This is a genomic window from Streptomyces sp. ISL-87, from assembly GCF_018614095.1.
In the GTDB taxonomy this organism is placed as follows: Bacteria; Actinomycetota; Actinomycetes; order Streptomycetales; family Streptomycetaceae; genus Streptomyces.
This window is the reverse complement of sequence record NZ_JAGGOY010000061.1, coordinates 1-18,446: the sequence shown is the minus strand read 5'-3', so window position 1 is coordinate 18,446 and position 18,446 is coordinate 1. Positions and strand designations below refer to the sequence as shown.

At 72.3% G+C, this 18,446-nt stretch carries 17 protein-coding genes; 12 read left to right on the top strand and 5 right to left on the bottom strand.

Features of this window, described 5'->3' with window-relative positions:
- Window positions 1-162 precede the first annotated feature (162 nt).
- Together J7I97_RS22015 and J7I97_RS22010 are read left to right on the top strand one after the other, a co-directional pair.
- Window positions 163-918, top strand: coding sequence for a winged helix-turn-helix domain-containing protein (locus J7I97_RS22015; protein ID WP_214937534.1), 756 nt, complete (start codon window positions 163-165; stop codon window positions 916-918).
- Between the two features lie 55 nt (window positions 919-973).
- The gene (locus J7I97_RS22010; RefSeq protein WP_214937533.1) at window positions 974-1,402 is read left to right on the top strand and encodes a hypothetical protein; all 429 of its coding nucleotides are present in this window, start codon (window positions 974-976) and stop codon (window positions 1,400-1,402) included.
- On the opposite strand, the gene J7I97_RS22005 is transcribed toward J7I97_RS22010, so the two are convergent.
- Window positions 1,396-1,815 (bottom strand): winged helix-turn-helix domain-containing protein, encoded by a 420-nt coding sequence (locus tag J7I97_RS22005; protein ID WP_214937532.1) that lies wholly within the window; start codon window positions 1,813-1,815, stop codon window positions 1,396-1,398. The two genes, J7I97_RS22010 and J7I97_RS22005, sit on opposite strands and share 7 nt — an antisense overlap.
- A gap of 145 nt (window positions 1,816-1,960) precedes the next feature.
- Here J7I97_RS22005 and J7I97_RS22000 point away from each other — a divergent pair, with 145 nt between their 5' ends.
- The 3 genes from J7I97_RS22000 to J7I97_RS21990 all read left to right on the top strand — a co-directional run bounded on the left by J7I97_RS22000 (window position 1,961) and on the right by J7I97_RS21990 (window position 6,007).
- Window positions 1,961-2,911: a SigB/SigF/SigG family RNA polymerase sigma factor gene (locus tag J7I97_RS22000; RefSeq protein WP_214937531.1), complete on the top strand. Its 951-nt coding sequence runs from the start codon at window positions 1,961-1,963 to the stop codon at window positions 2,909-2,911.
- A 199-nt stretch (window positions 2,912-3,110) separates the two neighbouring features.
- On the top strand, window positions 3,111-4,205 hold the full coding sequence (locus J7I97_RS21995) for a glycine betaine/L-proline ABC transporter ATP-binding protein (protein ID WP_214937530.1): 1,095 nt from the start codon (window positions 3,111-3,113) through the stop codon (window positions 4,203-4,205).
- A complete protein-coding gene (locus tag J7I97_RS21990; RefSeq protein WP_214937529.1) occupies window positions 4,205-6,007 on the top strand; it encodes an ABC transporter permease/substrate binding protein in 1,803 nt (600 codons plus the stop codon). The genes J7I97_RS21995 and J7I97_RS21990 overlap by 1 nt, the downstream gene beginning before the upstream one ends.
- A 61-nt stretch (window positions 6,008-6,068) precedes the next feature.
- Here the strand turns inward: J7I97_RS21990 and J7I97_RS21985 are convergent, their stop codons facing one another.
- Entirely contained in the window at window positions 6,069-8,267 is a 2,199-nt protein-coding gene (locus J7I97_RS21985; protein WP_214937528.1) for an MMPL family transporter, read from the bottom strand.
- Window positions 8,268-8,509: 242 nt separating this feature from the next.
- Between J7I97_RS21985 and J7I97_RS21980 the strand changes: the two genes are divergently transcribed.
- The 3 genes from J7I97_RS21980 to J7I97_RS21970 all read left to right on the top strand — a co-directional run bounded on the left by J7I97_RS21980 (window position 8,510) and on the right by J7I97_RS21970 (window position 10,726).
- Entirely contained in the window at window positions 8,510-9,703 is a 1,194-nt protein-coding gene (locus J7I97_RS21980) for a sensor histidine kinase (RefSeq protein WP_214937527.1), read from the top strand.
- Window positions 9,700-10,371, top strand: coding sequence for a response regulator transcription factor (locus J7I97_RS21975; protein WP_214937526.1), 672 nt, complete (start codon window positions 9,700-9,702; stop codon window positions 10,369-10,371). The genes J7I97_RS21980 and J7I97_RS21975 overlap by 4 nt, the downstream gene beginning before the upstream one ends.
- Window positions 10,372-10,513: 142 nt before the next feature.
- A complete protein-coding gene (locus tag J7I97_RS21970) occupies window positions 10,514-10,726 on the top strand; it encodes a hypothetical protein (protein WP_214937525.1) in 213 nt (70 codons plus the stop codon).
- On the opposite strand, the gene J7I97_RS21965 is transcribed toward J7I97_RS21970, so the two are convergent.
- The gene (locus J7I97_RS21965; protein WP_214937523.1) at window positions 10,713-11,450 is read right to left on the bottom strand and encodes a class I SAM-dependent methyltransferase; all 738 of its coding nucleotides are present in this window, start codon (window positions 11,448-11,450) and stop codon (window positions 10,713-10,715) included. The two genes, J7I97_RS21970 and J7I97_RS21965, sit on opposite strands and share 14 nt — an antisense overlap.
- An 18-nt stretch (window positions 11,451-11,468) precedes the next feature.
- Window positions 11,469-11,615: a hypothetical protein gene (locus J7I97_RS21960; protein ID WP_214937521.1), complete on the bottom strand. Its 147-nt coding sequence runs from the start codon at window positions 11,613-11,615 to the stop codon at window positions 11,469-11,471.
- A gap of 296 nt (window positions 11,616-11,911) precedes the next feature.
- Here J7I97_RS21960 and J7I97_RS39965 point away from each other — a divergent pair, with 296 nt between their 5' ends.
- The 3 genes from J7I97_RS39965 to J7I97_RS21945 all read left to right on the top strand — a co-directional run bounded on the left by J7I97_RS39965 (window position 11,912) and on the right by J7I97_RS21945 (window position 16,667).
- Window positions 11,912-12,214 carry a hypothetical protein gene (locus J7I97_RS39965; protein ID WP_308369301.1) on the top strand — a complete coding sequence of 101 codons (303 nt, stop codon included), beginning with the start codon at window positions 11,912-11,914 and terminating at the stop codon, window positions 12,212-12,214.
- A gap of 154 nt (window positions 12,215-12,368) precedes the next feature.
- On the top strand, window positions 12,369-15,575 hold the full coding sequence (locus J7I97_RS21950) for a TIM-barrel domain-containing protein (protein ID WP_214937519.1): 3,207 nt from the start codon (window positions 12,369-12,371) through the stop codon (window positions 15,573-15,575).
- A 183-nt stretch (window positions 15,576-15,758) separates the two neighbouring features.
- Complete coding sequence (locus tag J7I97_RS21945) at window positions 15,759-16,667, top strand: LysR family transcriptional regulator (RefSeq protein ID WP_214937516.1); 909 nt, start codon at window positions 15,759-15,761, stop codon at window positions 16,665-16,667.
- Between the two features lie 25 nt (window positions 16,668-16,692).
- On the opposite strand, the gene J7I97_RS21940 is transcribed toward J7I97_RS21945, so the two are convergent.
- Window positions 16,693-17,628 carry an alpha/beta fold hydrolase gene (locus J7I97_RS21940; protein ID WP_214937514.1) on the bottom strand — a complete coding sequence of 312 codons (936 nt, stop codon included), beginning with the start codon at window positions 17,626-17,628 and terminating at the stop codon, window positions 16,693-16,695.
- Between the two features lie 127 nt (window positions 17,629-17,755).
- Here J7I97_RS21940 and J7I97_RS21935 point away from each other — a divergent pair, with 127 nt between their 5' ends.
- Entirely contained in the window at window positions 17,756-18,373 is a 618-nt protein-coding gene (locus J7I97_RS21935) for a TetR/AcrR family transcriptional regulator (RefSeq protein WP_214937512.1), read from the top strand.
- Window positions 18,374-18,446: the final 73 nt, after the last annotated feature.

The window sequence follows — 18,446 nt, the reverse complement described above, 5'->3', positions numbered from 1 at the left end:
TTTCCGGCCACGGCACTAGCTGGACGTAGCGGGACGGGACCAGGGGTAGGGATCCGGCCAAGGTGGTCGGGGTCCCCGGGACCCCGTACCGAAAGGTATAGACCAATGCTACGTTGGTCCGGCAGAGCGCGCAGTCCTTGACCACCCGTCAGAGGAGAAGCCATGCCCTCCCCTTCGCGGGGCGGCGGCCCGGCCGTCATGCCCAAGTACCAGCGGATCGCCGCAGCGCTGCGGCACGAACTCGACCGCACCGCGCACACCCCCGGCGGAAAGCTGCCCTCGGAGCGCACCCTGGCCGCCCGCTACCAGGTCAACCGGCAGACCGTCCGGGCCGCCCTCCAGCACCTGCGCGAGGACGGACTGGTCGTCACCGGCCGCCGGGGCACCCGCCCGGTGGCGTCGGCCTCCCCGGCCGCCCGCCCCGCCGCTCCCGCGCAGAGCCGGCTGGCCTTCGTCACCGTGCCGCCCTCGCTCGCCGCCCTGCTCCGCATGAGCGGCGGGCAGCGCACCCTGGTCCACCACCACCGCGAGCTCGGCCCTGCGGGGGAGACCCTCCGGCAGGCCGTGACGTACATCTGCCCGCGCGTGGTCGCCGAAACCCCCGACCTGGCCGGCTACCGCGACCGGCCCGGGGGCAGCGACGGGGACCGCGACGAGGACCCGGGCCCCCTCCGCCGCTGGCTCGACGGGGCCGCGCTGGACGGCCGGGTCGCCGAAACCATGACCATGACCATGACCATGACGCGGACCAGCCCCCCGGCGGCGGCCGCCGCATCCCCGGCCTGCGGCCTGAGCGTACGGCGCACCGTGCACGACCGCTCCGGAAGACTGCTCGCCGTGACCGACCTGGCGTTCCCCACCTGGGACCGGCTCACCATCCACCGCGACCGCGAGTCCGCCGGATTCCGCGTCACGTAAGGGGGCTTCGAGGCCGGTGGGCGTGTTGTCAGTGCCGCCTGGCAGGGTTCTCCGTATGGGACTTGACGTATACGCAGTACGCCCCGGCGACGCGGGCGTGACCGGCCACGCCACGCTGGTGAAGCTGGTGACCTTCAGCTGGATGGCGCCGGCGGATCCCGCCCCCTTCGAGGCGGTGCCCCGGGGAGCCCGGGAGGGGCTGTGGTGGCCCTCCGACGGGATGGTGTTCGGCTTCCGCGGCGGTGTCTACCAGCAGTGGATGCAGGAGCAGTTCGAGGTCAGCCTCTACGAACTCGCCGACCCGGTCGAGGTCGCCGAACTGGCCGCCCGCCTGGAGGCCTGGCTCGCGGAGGCCGAGGCGGCCGGCACCGCCGAGCTGGACCTCGGTGACGGCGCTCCGACCGCGCTCAGCGCGATAGCCGCGCTGAGCCGCTTCGTCACCGCGGCCGCCGACCAGAAGCTGTGGCTGTTCCCCGATTACTGATCCGTGACCGCGTGGTCGCGGGCCCGCTCTGATCCGGAAGGCAGGCCTTGGGGGTCGTCCTGGACCTGGAGCTGCGCCTCGACATGGGCCTCGACCTGCGCCTGGGCCTCGGCGGCCGTGGGGGCGCCGGTCAGCAGGGCGAGCAGCCCGGACACCTGGACCCCGGCCTCGGCCGGGTGCCGGAAGACGGCGCCCGCGGAGATCTCGTACCGGTTGCGCCGGCCGTCGCGGACACGGCGCAGGTACCCGTCCGACTCCAGGTCGGTGACGATCGTCTGCACGGTGCGTTCGGTCAGTCCGCAGACCGTCGCCACATCCCTGAGACGAACCGCCGGGTCCCGGGCGATGGCCACCAGAACGCGCGCGTGATTCGTCAGAAATGTCCAGTAATGCCGCTGCGGCATGCTCCCCATGCGCTCATGATGCGTTACACGATTCATGTGATGCAAGACGTGAAAAGTATTTCCGGTAATTCTTGACGTATGACAAGAAGGGGTCCACCATCTACGGCAGTCAAGGTCCCGCGCCGCAAGCCGACAAGCCCAAGGAGCGAACCCCATGCCGGCCCCTGTCCCTTCCCCCCATACCGCCGACACCGCCACCGCCGCCGCGGCCGTCCCTCACCCCCGCCGCGCCCGCAACGAGGCCGCCCGGGTAGCGGGGCTGCCCCGTATCGACGAGCCCCGAGAGGTGGCCCCCGCGGACGCGAGGGAGCTGTCGAGGGTCTTCTTCCGGCGACTCCGCGAGCTGACCGAAGGCACTCCGGAGTACCAGTACGTCCGCAACACCCTGATTGAGATGAATGCCTCACTCGTCCAGTACGCCGTCCGCCGCTTCCGCGGCCGCGGCGACGGCGGGGACATCGAGGACATCGTCCAGGTGGGCACCATCGGCCTGATCAAGGCCATCGACCGGTTCGACCCGGCTCGTGAGAACGAGTTCTCCACCCTCGCCATGCCGTACATCACAGGCGAGATAAAGCGGCACTTCCGCGACACCACCTGGGCCGTCCGCGTCCCCCGCCGCCTCCAGGAACTGCGCATCGACATCGCCAAGGCGAAGGAGGAGCTGACCGTCCTGCTCGACCGCTCGCCGACGGTCGCCGACCTCGCCGAGCGTCTGTCCCTCACCGAGGACGAGGTCATCGAGGGCTTGGTCGCCGCCAACGGCCACACCAGCGGCTCCCTCGACGCCCCCTACGCCGAGCACGGCGAGGGCCCGGCCGAGAACCACACCCTCGCCGACGTCATGGGCGAGGAGGAGCCGGCCATGGAGCTCGTCGAGGACGTCCAGACCCTGGCGCCGCTGCTCGAAGAGCTCACCGACCGCGAGCGCAGCATGCTGCGGATGCGCTTCGGGCAGGAGCTGACACAGGCCCAGATAGGCGCCGCCCTCGGCATCTCCCAGATGCAGGTCTCGCGGCTGCTGACACGCATCCTGGCCCACCTGCGCACCTCCATGCTGGAGGACCCCGAGCCCGAGCCCGAGGCCACGCCGCTCCAGCGCTGACACCGCGCGGGCCGGCGTATCCGCGTGAGGTGGGTCACCTCTGCGTTTGCGCCGGCCGGGCCCGGGCACCCGCGCCCGTGGAGCGGACCCTTCCGCCTGTCGCGACGCGGCCGGCGCGAGGGCGGGCGGATCCCGCACCGCTCCACGGCCCGCCCGGCCGCCATGGCCGGCGCGCGCCGTACCCGGTACGACCCGCGAGGTGTATGTGTCCACGCTCCAGGCCGAGCACGTGTACAAGGTGTTCGGAGGGCACTCCGGCAACAAGGCGGCCAAGGCGGCCAGCGCGGCCGACGCGGCCGCCGTACGCGCCCTCGAACGCGGCGCGAGCCGTGACGAGCTGCGCGCCGACGGCACGACGGCCGCTGTGATCGATGCCTCATTCCAGGTCGAACCGGGCCAGATCTTCGTCATCATGGGTCTGTCCGGGTCCGGCAAGTCCACGCTCCTGCGCATGCTCAACGGACTGCTGGAGCCCACCGCGGGACGCATCCTCTTCGACGGCGAAGACCTCACCGCGCTCACCCCGCGTGAGCTGCGCCACGTACGCTCCACCAAGATCAGCATGGTGTTCCAGCACTTCGCGCTGTTCCCGCACCGCGACGTCCTGGAGAACGCCGGCTATGGACTGGAGGTCCAGGGCGTCCCCCGGGCCGAGCGCGAACGGCGCGCCGCCGAGGCACTGGCGCTGTGCGGGCTCGGGGGCTGGGAGAAGTCCTGGCCCGACGAGCTGTCCGGCGGAATGCAGCAGCGCGTCGGCCTCGCCCGCGCGCTGGCCACCGACGCCGACCTGCTCCTGATGGACGAGTCCTTCAGCGCGCTGGACCCGCTGATCCGCCGCGACATGCAGGACCAGCTGCTGGAACTCCAGCGGAGCCTCAAGAAGACCATCGTCTTCATCACCCACGACCTCAACGAGGCCATGCGACTCGGCGACGCCATCGCCGTCATGCGCGACGGCCGCATCGTCCAGCAGGGCACCGCCGAGGACATCCTGATCCGCCCCGCCGACGACTACGTCGCCTCCTTCCTCCAGGACGTCGACCGCTCGCGGGTGCTCACCGCCGACGCGGTCATGGACGAGGCCCCCGCCGGCGCGGACGGCTGCGGCTGCCCCACCGTCACCGCCGACACCCCAATCGCCGAGCTCTGCGCGGTCAGCGCCCGGGTTCCGCACCCGGTCGCCGTCACCGACGCGGACGGCGTACTCGTCGGCTCCGTACCGCACGACCGCCTGATCGCCTTCATCGGCGACGAACACCGGCCCCCGATGGCCTGTGCGGAGGTGGCCGCCTGATGCCCCGCCTGCACCTCGGCGCCTGGGTCGACAGCGGAGTCGACTTCCTCCAGCGCCACTTGTCCTGGTTGTTCGACGCCATCAGCTCACTCGTCACCGGCCTCTACGACGGTATCGACGCCGCGCTGTCCGCCCCCGCCCCGCTGCTGCTCGCCGGCATCCTCGCCGTCGCCGCCTGGTGGCTGCGCGGGCTGCTCGCGGGCCTGCTCGCCTTCGCCGGCTTCGCGCTCGTGGACTCGGTCGGCCTGTGGGCGGAGGCGATGTCCACGCTCTCCCTGGTCCTCGTCGCCACCCTCGTCACCCTGGTGTTCGCGATGCCGCTGGGCATCTGGGCATCCCGCTCCGACCGGGTGAGCGCCGTCCTGCGGCCCGTCCTGGACTTTATGCAGACCATGCCGGCCATGGTCTACCTCATCCCCGGCATCATCTTCTTCGGGGTGGGCGTGGTGCCCGGCATCATCGCGACCATCATCTTCTCGCTGCCGCCGGGCGTACGGATGACCGAGCTCGGCATCCGCCAGGTCGACAGGGAACTGGTCGAGGCCGCCGACGCCTTCGGCACCACCCCGCGCGACACCCTGGTCCGCGTGCAGCTGCCCCTGGCGCTGCCCACCATCATGGCGGGCATCAACCAGGTCATCATGCTCGGCCTGTCCATGGTCGTCATCGCCGGCATGGTCGGCGGCGGCGGGCTCGGCGGCGCCGTCTACCGGGCCATCGGCAATGTGGACATCGGCCTCGGCTTCGAGGCGGGCGTCTCCATCGTCATCCTCGCCATGTACCTGGACCGTATGACCGGCGCCCTCGGCCGCCAGGTCTCCCCGCTCGGCCGGCGCGCCCTCGGCAAGGCGCAGGCCGCCACGAGCGGCGCCGCCCGGCTGTGGAACCACCGCCCCCAGCCGGCCTACGCCGCCACCGGCGCCGTGATCCTCGCCCTCGTCGCGGGCGCCCTGAGCACCTTCGGCGGCGCGGCCACCGGCGACGGGCCGGCCGGAGCCGCGAACATCGGCAAGGGCCGCACCGTCTCCATCGGCTACATCCCGTGGGACGAGGGCATCGCCTCCACCTTCCTCTGGAAGGAGCTGCTGGAGCGCCGCGGCTACAAGGTCGACGCCCGTCAGCTGGAGGCCGGCGCGCTCTACACCGGTCTCGCGGGCGGGCAGCTCGACGTCCAGACCGATGCCTGGCTGCCCGTCACCCACGCGCAGTACTGGGAGAAGTACGGGAACAAGCTGGAGGACCTGGGCTCCTGGTACGGCCCCACCTCGATCGAGGTGTCGGTCCCCTCGTACATGAAGGACGTCCGCTCGCTCGCCGACCTCAAGGGCAAGTCCGGCCGGTTCAAGGGCAGGATCATCGGCATCGAACCGAGCGCCGGCGCCATGTCCCTCCTCAAGGACAAGGTCCTCGGGGAGTACGGACTGGACGGCGAGTACGAGGTCGTCGACGGCTCCACCCCCGGCATGCTCGCCGAGTTGAAGCGGGCCTACGAGAAGAAGGAGCCGGTCGCGGTCGTGCTGTGGTCCCCGCACTGGGCCTACTCCACCTACGAGCTCACCAAGCTGGAGGACCCCAAGGGCGCCTGGGGCAAGGGCGACGGCATCCACACCCTGGCCCGCAAGGGCTTCGCCGCCGACGAGCCCGAGGTGGCGAAGTGGCTGAGCTCGTTCAAGCTGACCGAGGAGCAGCTGACCGGTCTGGAGGCGAAGATCCAGGAGACCGGGAAGGGCAAGGAGCAGGAGGCGGTCCGCGCCTGGCTGACGGACCATCCGGAACTCGACAAGCTCGACAAGCTCGCCTGAGCACGGCAAACGCCGGCGCCCGGAGGATGTACGTCCTCCGGGCGCCGGCGTTTTCGCGGCCTCAGGCCACCGGGACCCGTTCGGGTTCGGGCACGCACCGCTCATCGGCGGCCGGCCGAGGCCGGAGCGGCCACCAGAGGGAACGGCCCAGCAGGGCGGCCAGCGCGGGCACCAGCACGATCGACAGGAGGAACGCGGAGAGCAGGATCCCGAGCGCCGTGGCGAAGCCCACCTGCTGGGTGGAGGGGGCCGGGTTCACGGCGAGGCTCCCGAACGAGGCGGCCAGCACCAGTCCCGCCGTCGCGATGGCGGGTGCGGTGTGCCGTACCGCCCTGGCCACGGCGGCCCGGGCCGGACCCGGCCGCTCCATCTCCTCCCGGATCCGGTCGCTGATCAGGATGTTGTAGTCGGTGCCCAGCGCGACCACGAACAGGAACAGCACCAGCGGGAGCGAGAAGGCCACCCCCGGCCGGTCCAGGACGTGCTGGAACACCAGGGTCGAGGCGCCGAGGGTGGCGGCGAACCCGAGCCCGACCGCGATCATCAGGACCAGCGGCGCGAGCAGGCTCCGCAGCAGAAGGAGCAGGATCAGCGCGATCAGCGCCGCCGCGACCGGGAAGACCAGCTTGAGGTCCTTGTCGACGGCGGCCGAGATGTCCGCGAAGATCGCCGGAGTGCCTCCCACATGAGCTTCGGTACCGGCCGGCTTGTGCCCTGCGACCGCCTCCCGGACCGGCCCGGAGACCAGGTCGCGGGCCTTCTGGCCCTGGGGATCGGCCGTCAGGAACAGGTCGATCCGCGCCGCCCGGCCGTCCTCGCTCAGCACGGTCGGAGCGACCTGCCCCACGCCGTCGACCCCGGCCAGCGCCCGGGACAGCCCGCCGACCCGGTCCGCGGTGAGGGCGCCGCCGTCCGGCGCGGTGACGAACACGCTGGTCGGATCCGACACACCGGCGGGCAGGGCATGCGAGATCTCGGCGGCTGTGGCCGCCGCCGCGGTGCGTTCGCCGCCCGCGCCACTCTGCCCGTAGTCCACCCGCATCCCCACCAGCCCCGCGGCCAGCGCACCGAGCAGCGCCACCGAGGCGAGGACCAATGTCAGCGGCCGCTTCGCCACCCGCCGGCCCATCCGCCCGGCAGCGCCCTCGCGGGGCTCCCGCTTGAAGGCGCGCGAGGGCCAGAACATCCTGCGCCCGGTAACGGCCAGCAGGGCCGGCATCAGGGTGAGGCTGCCCAGCAGCATCACCAGGACGGACACCGCGATCGCCGGGCCGAGCACCCGGAACTGGCCGAAGGACGCGACCCCGAGAGTGGAGAACGCGGCGACGATGGTCAGCGCGGCCGAGGTGATCGCCGTACCCACCCGGCCGGCGACCTCGGCCGCCGCGGCGCGGCCGGACTGCTCGGGCCGTGTCCGCAGCTGCTCGCGGAAGCGGAACAGCAGGAAGAGGAAGTAGTCGATCCCGATGCCGACCAGCACCACACTGATCAACTGAGGGGTGGACGAGTCGAGTTCTATGCCGGTGAGCATGGCGGCGCCGACCACCGCGCCGGAGGCCGCACCGCCGATGACACTGACCACGAGCAGCGGCAGCAGCGCCGCGAGGACGCTGCGGAACACCAGTACGTGCAACAGCACGATCACCGCGAGCATGGCGATGCCCACGACCGTCGAACGGGTCTTCCCGGCCTCGGCCGTGTCCGTACTGTCCGCGAGCCCGCCCGTGAAACCGGTCCGCAGGCCCGCCTCCGCGAACGCGGCCCGGGTCTGATCCCGGAAGGCCCGGTAGAGGTCCTGCATCCCGGGATCCGTCGGATTGCCGGTCAACTCGACGGACAGCAAGCGGAAACTCCGGTCGGGCGCCGTCATCGCCGGACTGACCCGCGGCAGTTGGGAGTGGTCCTGGACCAGGAAGGGCGGCGCGTCCTTGGACTTGGGCATCGCGACCCACCGCCGGGTCAGCTTCGTGGCCTCGGCGTCGGTCCGCCGCTCGTCGGCGGCCGCCATCGGCGCACCGTCCGACCGGGCCACCAGCACGGTCAGCGGGTTGGCGTCGGGCTTGACCCCGAAGTGCCGCTCGGCGACCTTCAGGGCGGCCGCCGAATCGTAGGTGGCGGGCAGGAACTCGCCGGTGCTGGCCTGAGTGGCGCGGAAGACGAGAGCCTGGCCCACGAAGGTCAGCGCGACGCCCAGCACCACCCAGAGGGCGATGACCTTCCATGGACTCCGGGTCGCGAAGCGGGTCAGGGCGCGGATCACGTGGTCCTCCGGGAGAGTCGCCGTACCGGGGTTTCCCGGCTGCTCTCCAGCCCATCACCGGCCGCGGCCCCGAACGTCGGGGCACGGGACGACCTCGCACCTGGTACCCGAGTCCGGTGCGGGCCCCGGACCAGGACTCCGGTCCTGGTCCGGGGTCCCCCTCGGGCCCGGCGCACGGCGCGTCGCCGCTTGCGAGAATGGCTCACGTAAGCGAGCGACCTGTACGGAGGGGGACGGCGGGCATGCCGATATGCCGCGAAGGCCGGGTGGGGGCCGCTGCCTTCACCTGGACACGCAATGACGCGCTCGTGGCCATCGGGGCCGCCTCGGTGGACCTGCTCGGCTACTCGATCGGCACCTCGCAGGACGGCCGGCCCCTCACCGTGCCCGCCTTCGTCCTCCTGGTCCTGGCCGATCTGTGCCTGCTGGCCCGGCGCCACCGGCCCGTGGCGACACTGGGCGCGGTCCTGGTCCTGGGGATCACCCTGAACCTGACCACCCCGGTGTTCCCGCACTTCGCCGCCGCCCTCGCCGTCGCCCTGTACTCGGTCGCCCGGTTCCGCGGCCCGGCGGTCACCGCGGCCGGCGCTGTCGCGACGGTGCCGCTGTCCCTCGTCGGCATGCGCGGCGACTGGACCGGGGCCGGCTGGGAACTGGTCAGCAACGCCGTCGCGGTCGCCCAGGTCGTGGGCGCCGCTCTCCTGATCCGCCGCTGGCAGCGGGAAGTCGAGGCCAACCGCACCCTGCTGGCCGACCGCGCGGTGGCCGAGGAGCGCCGCCGGATCGCCCGCGAACTGCACGACATCGTGGCCCACCACATCACCACCATGCAGCTGATGGCCGGCGGGGCCCGGGCCAACCTGGCGCACGACCCCGAGGTGGCACGCGAGGCCCTGGTCACCCTGGAGGGCTCCGGGCGGATAGCCCTACGGGAGATGCGCCAGCTCCTCGACGTACTGCGGGCCGGGGAGGAGCCGGAGCACGCCCCGCCGGCCCCGCAGCCCGGCACCGGGGACCTCGACCGGATCGTCACCGAGTCCCGCCTGGCCGGGATGCCCACCGAGTTCACCGTGCACGGGCCGGGCCGGCCGCTGCCGCCGTCCGTAGGCCTGGCCGTGTTCCGGATCGTGCAGGAGGCCCTGACCAACGCCCGCAAGCACGCCGGTGAGGCGCGGGCCCGGGTGCAGCTGACGTACCGTCCGGACGAGGTCGCCGTCGAGGTACGGGACGACGGCGCGGGTTCGCTCCAGGTGCCTTCGCGGTCCGCGGCCCGGTCCGGGTACGGTCTGATCGGAATGCGTGAACGCGTCGCCCTGCAAGGCGGCACCCTGGAGGCCGGCGCGCTCGACGGCGGCGGATTCAGGGTGGCGGCCCGGCTCCCGGCCTCACCGGGCCCGGCCGCGGCCGGGGGAGAGGGAGAGGAACGGCACCGATGATCCGTGTGCTCATCGCCGACGACCAGCCGCTGGTACGGCGGGGCCTGGCCCTGATCCTGGCCCCCGACCCGGAGTTCGAGGTCGTCGGCGAGGCCGGGGACGGAGCCCAGGCCGTCGCCCTGGCCCAGGAGTCGCGGCCCGACGTCGTCGTCATGGACATCCGGATGCCCGTGCTCGACGGCGTCGAGGCCACCCGGGAACTGGCCCGGACACTGCCCGGGATCCGGGTCCTCGCGCTCAGCACCTTCGACATGGACGAGTACGTGGTGGCCGCCCTGCGCGCCGGCGCGTACGGGTTCCTGCCCAAGGACGTCTCCCCCGAGGAGCTGATCGCCGCGATCCGCACCGTCCACACCGGAGAAGCCGCCGTCGCGCCACGGCTGCTCACCCGGCTGATCTCCACCTACGTGCGGACCCCGCACCGGTCCCGTCCGGCGGCCGGGACCACCGGCCCCGGCGAACTCACCCCGCGCGAGACGGAGATCTGGCACCTGCTGGCCACCGGCCTCGACAACGCCGGGATCGCCGCGGAGCTGGACATCAGCGTCTCCACGGTCAAGAACCACATCACCGGCCTTTTCGCCAAACTGGGCGTCCGCGACCGCGCCCAGGCGGTCATCGCGGCATACGAATCGCGCCTGGTGGAGGCCGCCCGCGCGAGCGGTTGATCACCAAGTGCCCGCAGAGGACCGTATTTCCCCCGGCGCTCAGACCTCTGACCAGCCAGAACACTGGATGATTGGCCCGTGCACACCGGGGCAGGTCCATGGCACAGTCTCAGCAGCACCACCGCCGGACCAGGGAGTCCCCATGCGCGATCCGCACGCCATGCCGCCGCTGACGGCCGCACCCGAGTGCCCGCCGGAGCCGAGCCCCCTGCCCCGCTGCCCCGTCTGCGAGCGCGCCCCGGAACGCATCTCCTGGCGCCAGCGCCCCGGCCGGCCCGTGCTCCTGGTCTTCGAACCCTGCGGCCACCGGCGCACCTCGTCCGCCGCGCCGATCCTGGCCGTCACGCCGTTCTGAGGGCCACGTTCAGGTCGACCACGTAGTGCTCCTCGACCCAGCCGTCCGGGAACAGGGCCGTCAGGCGGGCGTGCTCCTCGGCGAGGAAGGCGTCCGTGCCGGGTTCACGGATCAGGAAGAGGGAGTGGGTGGACAGCTTGGCGAGATGGGTGTCGATCGTGACGCGGCGCGACCAGGGCAGCAGGCGGGCCGTGAACTCCAGTCCTTCCCGCGAGTGCGCGCGGGCGTTGATGTACCAGCCGGGACCGAAGCGCTCCTCGATCCGCGCGTGCTGACCGGCGATCCACCCGACCCGGACGTCCGGGTCGTTCGACCAGACGGCCAGTGCCCCGCCGGGACGCAGGACGCGCAGGACCTCGGGAACGGAGCGGGCGGGGTCGGTCCAGTGCCACGACTGGGCGTAGGTGAGCAGGTCGAGGGAGCCGGTGGCGAACGGCAGCCGGTTGCCGTCCCCGCGTACGAGGGGGACCCGCGGGTTGCGGCGGCGGAATTCCGCCGCCATGCCCTCGCCGGGCTCGACCGCGACCACCCGGGCCCCGCGCGCGTGCAGCAGGGCGGTCGCGATGCCGGTGCCCGCACCGACGTCGGCGGCGCGGGCACCGGGCAGCGCGAGGCCGGCGAGTTCCTCCAGGGCGTCGAAGAGCTCGGGCGGGTACGAGGGGCGGTGGGCGGCGTAGCGCGCGGCCGCGGTGCTGAAGGAGCGAGCACGGGATCCGGTGGTCATACCGGCCATCATCAGCTGTCAGGAGGCGGAGTCGTCGGCTCCCTTGATGACCTCGACCTTCTTTTCCCCGGCTTCCGAGTGGGCCTGCGAAGTGGCGCCGAACGCCACGACGAAGGCAAGGGCGAAGACTGCGATGGCGGCGACTGCCAGGCGCTGACGGTTCATGTTCCCCCTCAGGTGTGCCGGTGTGTTGCGCGTGCTGGCAGGTTGTCAGGCGCCGGGCCTCCCCGCAACAGGTGCGACGAAGCTTGTACGGTCGTCCCCGGACTCTGAGAGGTGGTGGACGTGGCCGCACGGTATGTCACGGATCTGGTGGGGGCGTTGGAGCGGCACGCGGGGCGGCCGGCGCTCGGTGCGGGCGGCGCCGTCATGGACTTCACCGAGGTGCTGGACCTCGTACACCGGCTGGCCGGGGCGCTGGCGGACGCCGGGGTGGGGCGGGGCACCGGGCTGTCCACGACGTGCCCGTACCGGACAACGTCTACTGCCTGCCGGGGGAGGCGGCGCTGGCCCGGCATCCCGCGGTCGCGCAGGCCGTGGTGGTCGGCCGGGACAGTGCGGTGACCGGCGAGGAGGTCTGCGCCTTCCTGGTGCCGGCGCCGGGGTGCGAGCCCGACGCCACGGCGGCCGACGAGGCCTGTGACCTGGTGGAGGCACTGGCTCCGGCGCACCGGCCGACGGCCGTGTTCTGGGAGCGGGAGATCCCGCTGACCGCCCAGGGAAGGCCGGACAAGCGGCTGCTGCGGGCGCGCGCGACCGCCTGACCCGGCTGAGGCGCGGCGCTGAGGATTGCTCAAAGCTGCTTGTTTGCAGACTACTTCGAGCATCTTCCTTCAAGTGATCTCCAGGGGCCGCTATGTTGCCAGGCGCATGCCAAAGCGGTGTGTCCGCGATCCGGACCGCACGAGGAGCTGCCCCATGAGACTCATCCGCATCCGCTTCCCCAACCGCACGCGCGAGAGGAAACGGCGCCGCGCCCCCGTCGCCGCCCTGCTCGCCGCCGCCCTCACCGTGGCCGGCCTGGCCGGCGCCGGGCCGGTGGCCTCCCCGGCCGCCGCGGCCCCGGCCCCCGCCACGGCGGGGAACGTCACCGGCTTCACCCAGTCCGGCAACACCTTCACCGTCACCGCGTCCGGCGGTGCCAAGGCCCGCGTCGTCATCGCCCGCGCCGACATCTTCCGGCTCTGGCTGTCGCCCGACGGGGGCTTCACCAACGACCCGGCCGGTTCCGACCTCGCCCCCACCACCGATTTCGGCCCCGTCAGCACCGGTTACACCGACGCCGGCACGTACTACCGCATCACCACCGGCGCCCTCTCCATCCGCGTCAACAAATCACCGCTCCAGTTCTCCGTCTACCGCGCCGACAACTCCACCCCGGTCTGGCAGGAGACCCAGCCCACCTCCTGGACCGGCACCCAGACCACCCAGTACCTGGCCCGCGGCGCCGACGAGCAGTTCTACGGGACCGGCCTGCGCCTGGGGGAGTGGGCCCTGCGCGGCAAGACCGTCCCCGTCGCCGTCGACAACAAGTGGCGCGAGAACAACAACGCCAGCCCCGCCCCCTTCTACATGTCCACCAACGGCTACGGCGTCATGCGCAACACCTGGGCCCCGGGCTCGTACGGCTTCAACTCCCCGAGCACCCTCACCCACAACGAGAAGCGCTTCGACGGCTGGTACTTCACCGGCGACTCCCTCAAGTCCGTCCTCGACGCGTACACCGATGTCAGCGGCAAACCGTTCATGGCGCCGATGTGGGGCTTCGAGCTCGGCAACGCCGACTGTTTCAACGCCTCCAACCCCGACTACCAGGGCGACCACAACCGCCTGCGCCACCAGACCACCCCCGACGTGGTCGGTTACGCCACCGACGCCCGCGCCGCCGACATGCCCTCGGGCTGGTTCCTGCCCAACGACGGCTACGGCTGCGGCTACACCGCGCCCCTCAAATCGACCGTGGACGCCCTCAAGGCCAAGGGCTTCCAGACCGGCCTGTGGACCTCCACCGGCCTCGGCTCCATCGCCGACGAGGTGGGCGTGGCCGGCACCCGGGGCGTGAAGACCGACGTGGCCTGGATCGGCGGTGGCTACAAAACCGCGTTCAACGGAGTGCAACAGGCCGTCGACGGCATCGAGAAGAACTCCGACGCCCGCCGCTACGTCTGGACCGTGGACGGCTGGGCCGGCACCCAGCGCAACGCCGTCGTCTGGACCGGAGACACCAACGGAACCTGGGACGACATGCGCTGGCACGTCCCCGCCATCACCGGCGCGGGCCTCTCCGGCCTCAACTACGCCTCCGGCGACGTCGACGGCATCTTCGGCGGCAGCCCCAAGACCTACACCCGCGACCTCCAGTGGAAGGCCTTCACCCCGGCCTTCATGACCATGTCCGGCTGGGGCGCGACGAACCCGGCCGCGGGCTACCAGGACAAGCAGCCCTGGCGGTTCGCCGAGCCGTACCTGTCCATCAACCGCAAGTACCTCCAGCTCAAGATGCGCCTGATGCCGTACCTGTACACGATGAGCCGCGTCGCCCACGAGAGCGGCGTCCCCAGCACCCGCGCGATGGTCCTGGAGTACCCCGACGACCCGGTGGCCCGTGGCAACCTCACCAGCGGCCAGTTCATGGCGGGCGACTCCCTCCTCGTCGCGCCCGTCGTCTCCGACACCTCCGTCCGCGACGGCATCTACCTCCCCGCCGGCACCTGGACGGACTACTGGACCGGCAAGACGTACGCCGGCCCGGGCTGGCTGAACAACTACCAGGCCCCCCTCGACACCCTGCCCCTGTTCGTCAAGGGCGGCGCCATCGTGCCGATGTGGCCGCAGATGAACTACACGGGCGAGAAGCCCGTCTCCACCCTCACCTACGACATCCACCCGCGCGGGAACAGCTCCTTCAGCCTCTACGAGGACGACGGCCTGACCCGCGCCCACCAGTCCGGCGCCTTCGCCCGCCAGCAGGTGAACGTCACCGCCCCCGCCACCGGGTCCGGCGCGGTCACCGTCTCCGTCGGCGCCCCCACCGGCAGCTACACCGGCAAACCGGCTTCCCGGGGATACGAGTTCACCCTCCACGTGGCCTCCGCGCCCGGCACACTCACCGTGGACGGGACCGCGCTCACCCGCCTCACCTCCAAGAGCGCCTACGACGCCGCCACGTCCGGCTGGTTCTTCGACCCGGCCGACCGCTCCGGCGTCCTCTGGGTCAAGACCGGTACCAAGTCGGGCGCCTTCACCGTCACGGCCACCGGCACCACCATCCCGTCGGCCGGTCCCATCCCCGCCACCTCCACCCCGATCCCGCAGTCGGCCTGGACCCTGGTCTCCGCCGACAGCCAGGAGACCAGCGCGGAGAACGGCGCCGCAGTCAACGCGTTCGACGGCAAGCCGGACACGATCTGGCACACCGCCTGGTCCTCGGGCACCCCGGCGCCGCTGCCGCACGAGATCCAGATCGACCTCGGCGCCCGCTACACCGTGGACGGCCTCGGCTACCTGCCCCGCCAGGACGGCGGCGCCAACGGCCGGATCGGCGGCTACGAGGTGTACGTCTCCGACACCACCGCCGACTGGGGTTCCCCGGTCGCGACCGGCACGTTCGCCGACACGGCGGCCGCCAAGTCCGTCACCCTGTCGGCGAAGACGGGCCGCTACCTGCGCCTGAGAGCCCTGACCGAGGCCGGCGGCCGGGGCCCCTGGACCAGCGCCGCCGAGCTCACCCTCACCGGCCGCGCCGCCCCGCTTCCGGCCGACGCCACCCTCGTCAACGCCGCCTCCGCCAGCTGCCTGGACCTCCCGCACAGCGCCACCACACCGGGCACCGAACCCACCCTGTACACCTGCCACGGCGGCCCCAACCAGCGCTGGACGCTCCAGAGCGACGGCCGCCTGACCGGCCTCGGAGGTGTCTGCCTCGACGGTGCGAACGCCGCCCGCATCACCATCCAGACCTGCGACGGAAGCTCCGGCCAGACCTGGCAGGCAGGCCCGCAGAGCACCCTCCGTACCGCCGGCCAATGCCTCACCCCGGCCGGCTCGGCGACCGCCAACGGCACCCCGCTCACCCGTACCGCCTGCGACGACACCCCGGCGCAGCGCTGGACCTTCACCCCCTGACGCAGGGGCGGGTCGGCACCCGCCCCGCCCTCGCCTGGGTCCGGACCGTGGCGAGGGCGGGGACGGGTTGCCGCCCTGGGCCCTGTGTTGATCTTCGACCAACCGAAAACCCAAGTCAATCCTCTGATTTCCTATCACGGCCCAAGGCAGGACTTGGGTGTTGGCCGGGGTAGTTTGACGGTCATGACTCTCGACGACCTCCGCGTCTTCGTGGCCGTGTGCCGGGCGGGGAGCCTCAGCGCCGTCGCCCGCGACCTCGGCTGCACCCAGCCGGCCGTCAGCCAGCACATCCGCCGACTGGAGAAGGAGACCGGCGCCGACCTGCTGGAGCGCCACGCCCGCGGAGTCGTACCCACCGAAGCCGGCCGCATCCTCCAGGCGGCCGCCGCCGACGGCATCGCGGGCCTCGACGGAGCCCTGCGCCGCCTGGGGGACCTCGTACGCGGCGACAGCGGTACGGTCCGCGTCACCACCGGCGCCACGACCGTACGGCACTTCATGTCCGAGGCCGTCGTCACCTTCCGCCGCCGCCACCCCCAGGTGAGCCTGGAGTTCCAGACCGAGAACTCCAGCCGCAGCTGCTTCGACGCCCTCGCCGCCGACGACCTCGACCTCGCCTGGATCACCATCGGCGGCCCGGTCCGCGGGATCGAGCTGCGCCCCGTCATGGAGCTGCCCTGGGTGCTCGCGGTCGGCGCCGACGACCCGCTCGCCGCCCGGCCCCGGATCGAGCCGGCCGACCTCGCCGGCATCCGGCACGTCCGGCTCCCGGAACGCTCGGCATCCCGCGCCCATCTGGACTCGGCCTTCGCCGAGTTGGGCATCCGGATCCGCTCCGACACCAGCGTGGCCGACTGGGACACCGCCCTGCTCCTCGCGGAACTGGGCCTGGGCCACGCGGTCGTGCCCGCGCTGCCCGGCTGGCAGGTTCCCGGCTCCGGCGGCCCCCTGCGCCTCCTGCCCATCCCCGCCCTCCCGCCCCTCACGGTCGGCTGGGCGGTCCGCCGCTGGAGCGCCCTCGCCCCGCTGGCCCGCGTCTTCGCCGACGAGGTGGCCCGTAGCTGCAAGCAGAGGGCGGCCGGGCGGCACTGACGCGGGCGGAGCCCCCGGGCGGCGCTCAGTCGACGGAGTCCATGAAGCGCAGCATCCGGGTGTTCGTCTCGTGCGCGTGGTCGATCTGCGGCCCGTGCCCGGTGTTCCCGATGATCTCCACGGTCGCGCCGGGCACCAGACGCGGCACCCGCTCGCGCTGCCGCTCCGGGTGCACCAACAGGCTGTGCTCGCCGAGCAGTACGTACATCGGGGTGCGGATGGTGCGCAGCTCGTCCTCGGCGAGCGGCAGCGGCGTGGGGCGGCGGATCCGGTACGCCCGGACGCTGAGCATGATCATGGCGCGCAACTCCGGCACGATGAGCACCGGCTGGTCCAGCCAGGCCGCCGCGCGCCGCCGTACCGGCTTCGGGGCGATGGTCGCCAGCAGGCTGATGAAGATCCAGGCGAAGAAGCGGGCCCCGGTCTTCTCCAGCCCGCCCGGGTCGAGCAGGGTGACCGAAGCCAGCCGCCCGGGGCCGCGGTGTGCCTGGTTCAGGGAGAGCCAGCCGCCGTACGAGGACCCGACGAGGTGGACCCGGTCGAGACCGAGGCCGGCGAGGACCTCGTCCAGCCACTGCGCGGAGCGTTCGGGCTGGTGGATGGGGGTGTGCTGGACGCTGCGCCCCGGCTCGCCAAGGGTGTCGATCGCGTACACCGGGCGCTGGGCGCTCAGGTCGGCCAGATTCGGATACCACATCGCCGAGTTGGCGCCGGCGCCGTGCACGAGCACCACCGGGGTCCGGCCGGCGGCGGCGGGATCGGCGGGGCCGTACCGGTAGACGTGCGTGGTCCCGAAGCTCGTCTCGATGTCCGTCTCGGAGTCCGCGGCCGGCGCGAGCGCGTAGACGGCGTCGCAGGCGGCGAAGTACCGCTCGCGCAGTTCCTCGCTGACGTAGCGGCCGACATCGGCCGGGACGCGCTCGCTGCTGCGGCCGCGTTTGCGGGTCGTGGTCTCGGGCACGGGGGACCTCCAGGATCATCATCCGTTTTTGATACGACCGTACCATGATGCTGATACGGCGGTACCATGAAATCTGCCGGGCAGGCAGCGGCAGACCAGAGGCACCGACGGGGCGGAGACACAGCACATGCCGAAACGCGTGGACCACGAGGAGCGGCGCGCCCAGATCGCGGAGGCGCTCGTGAGCGTCGCCGGACGCCGCGGACTGCATGCGGTGGGGATGCGCGACGTGGCCGCCGAGGCGGGCGTGTCCCTGCGCCTGGTCCAGTACTACTTCCAGACCAAGGAGAACCTGCTGCTCTACGGGCTCCAGCACCTGGCCGCCGGTCTGGGCGCCCGAGTCGCCGCGCGGCTGCGGGCCGCCGGTCCCGATCCGGGACCCCGCGCGACGATCGAGGCGCTGCTGATGGAGGCACTGCCCACCGACGGGCCCAGCCGCACCTTCCACATCGTCTACACCGCCTACGCCGCGCTCGCCCTCACGGACGCGACCCTCGCCGCCCAGCCGTTCATCGACAACCCCAACGCCGCCGAGGACGCGCTGACCGCCCTCCTCCAGCAGGCGCGGGACGCGAAACTGGCCCGCCCCGACACGGACCCGCGCACCGAGGCCATCAGCCTCCTCGCCATGTCGGCGGGGCTCGGCACCAGCGTCCTGGTCGGCCAGCGCACCCAGGAGGCCGCGGCCGCGGTCCTGGAGCACCACCTGAACCGCCTCTTCCCGGCCGCGGGGCACGCCGGCTGATCCGGTCGGCCCGGCCCGGCCCGGCCCGATCCGGCCGGCCCGATCCGGCCGGCCCGATCCGGCCGACCCGACC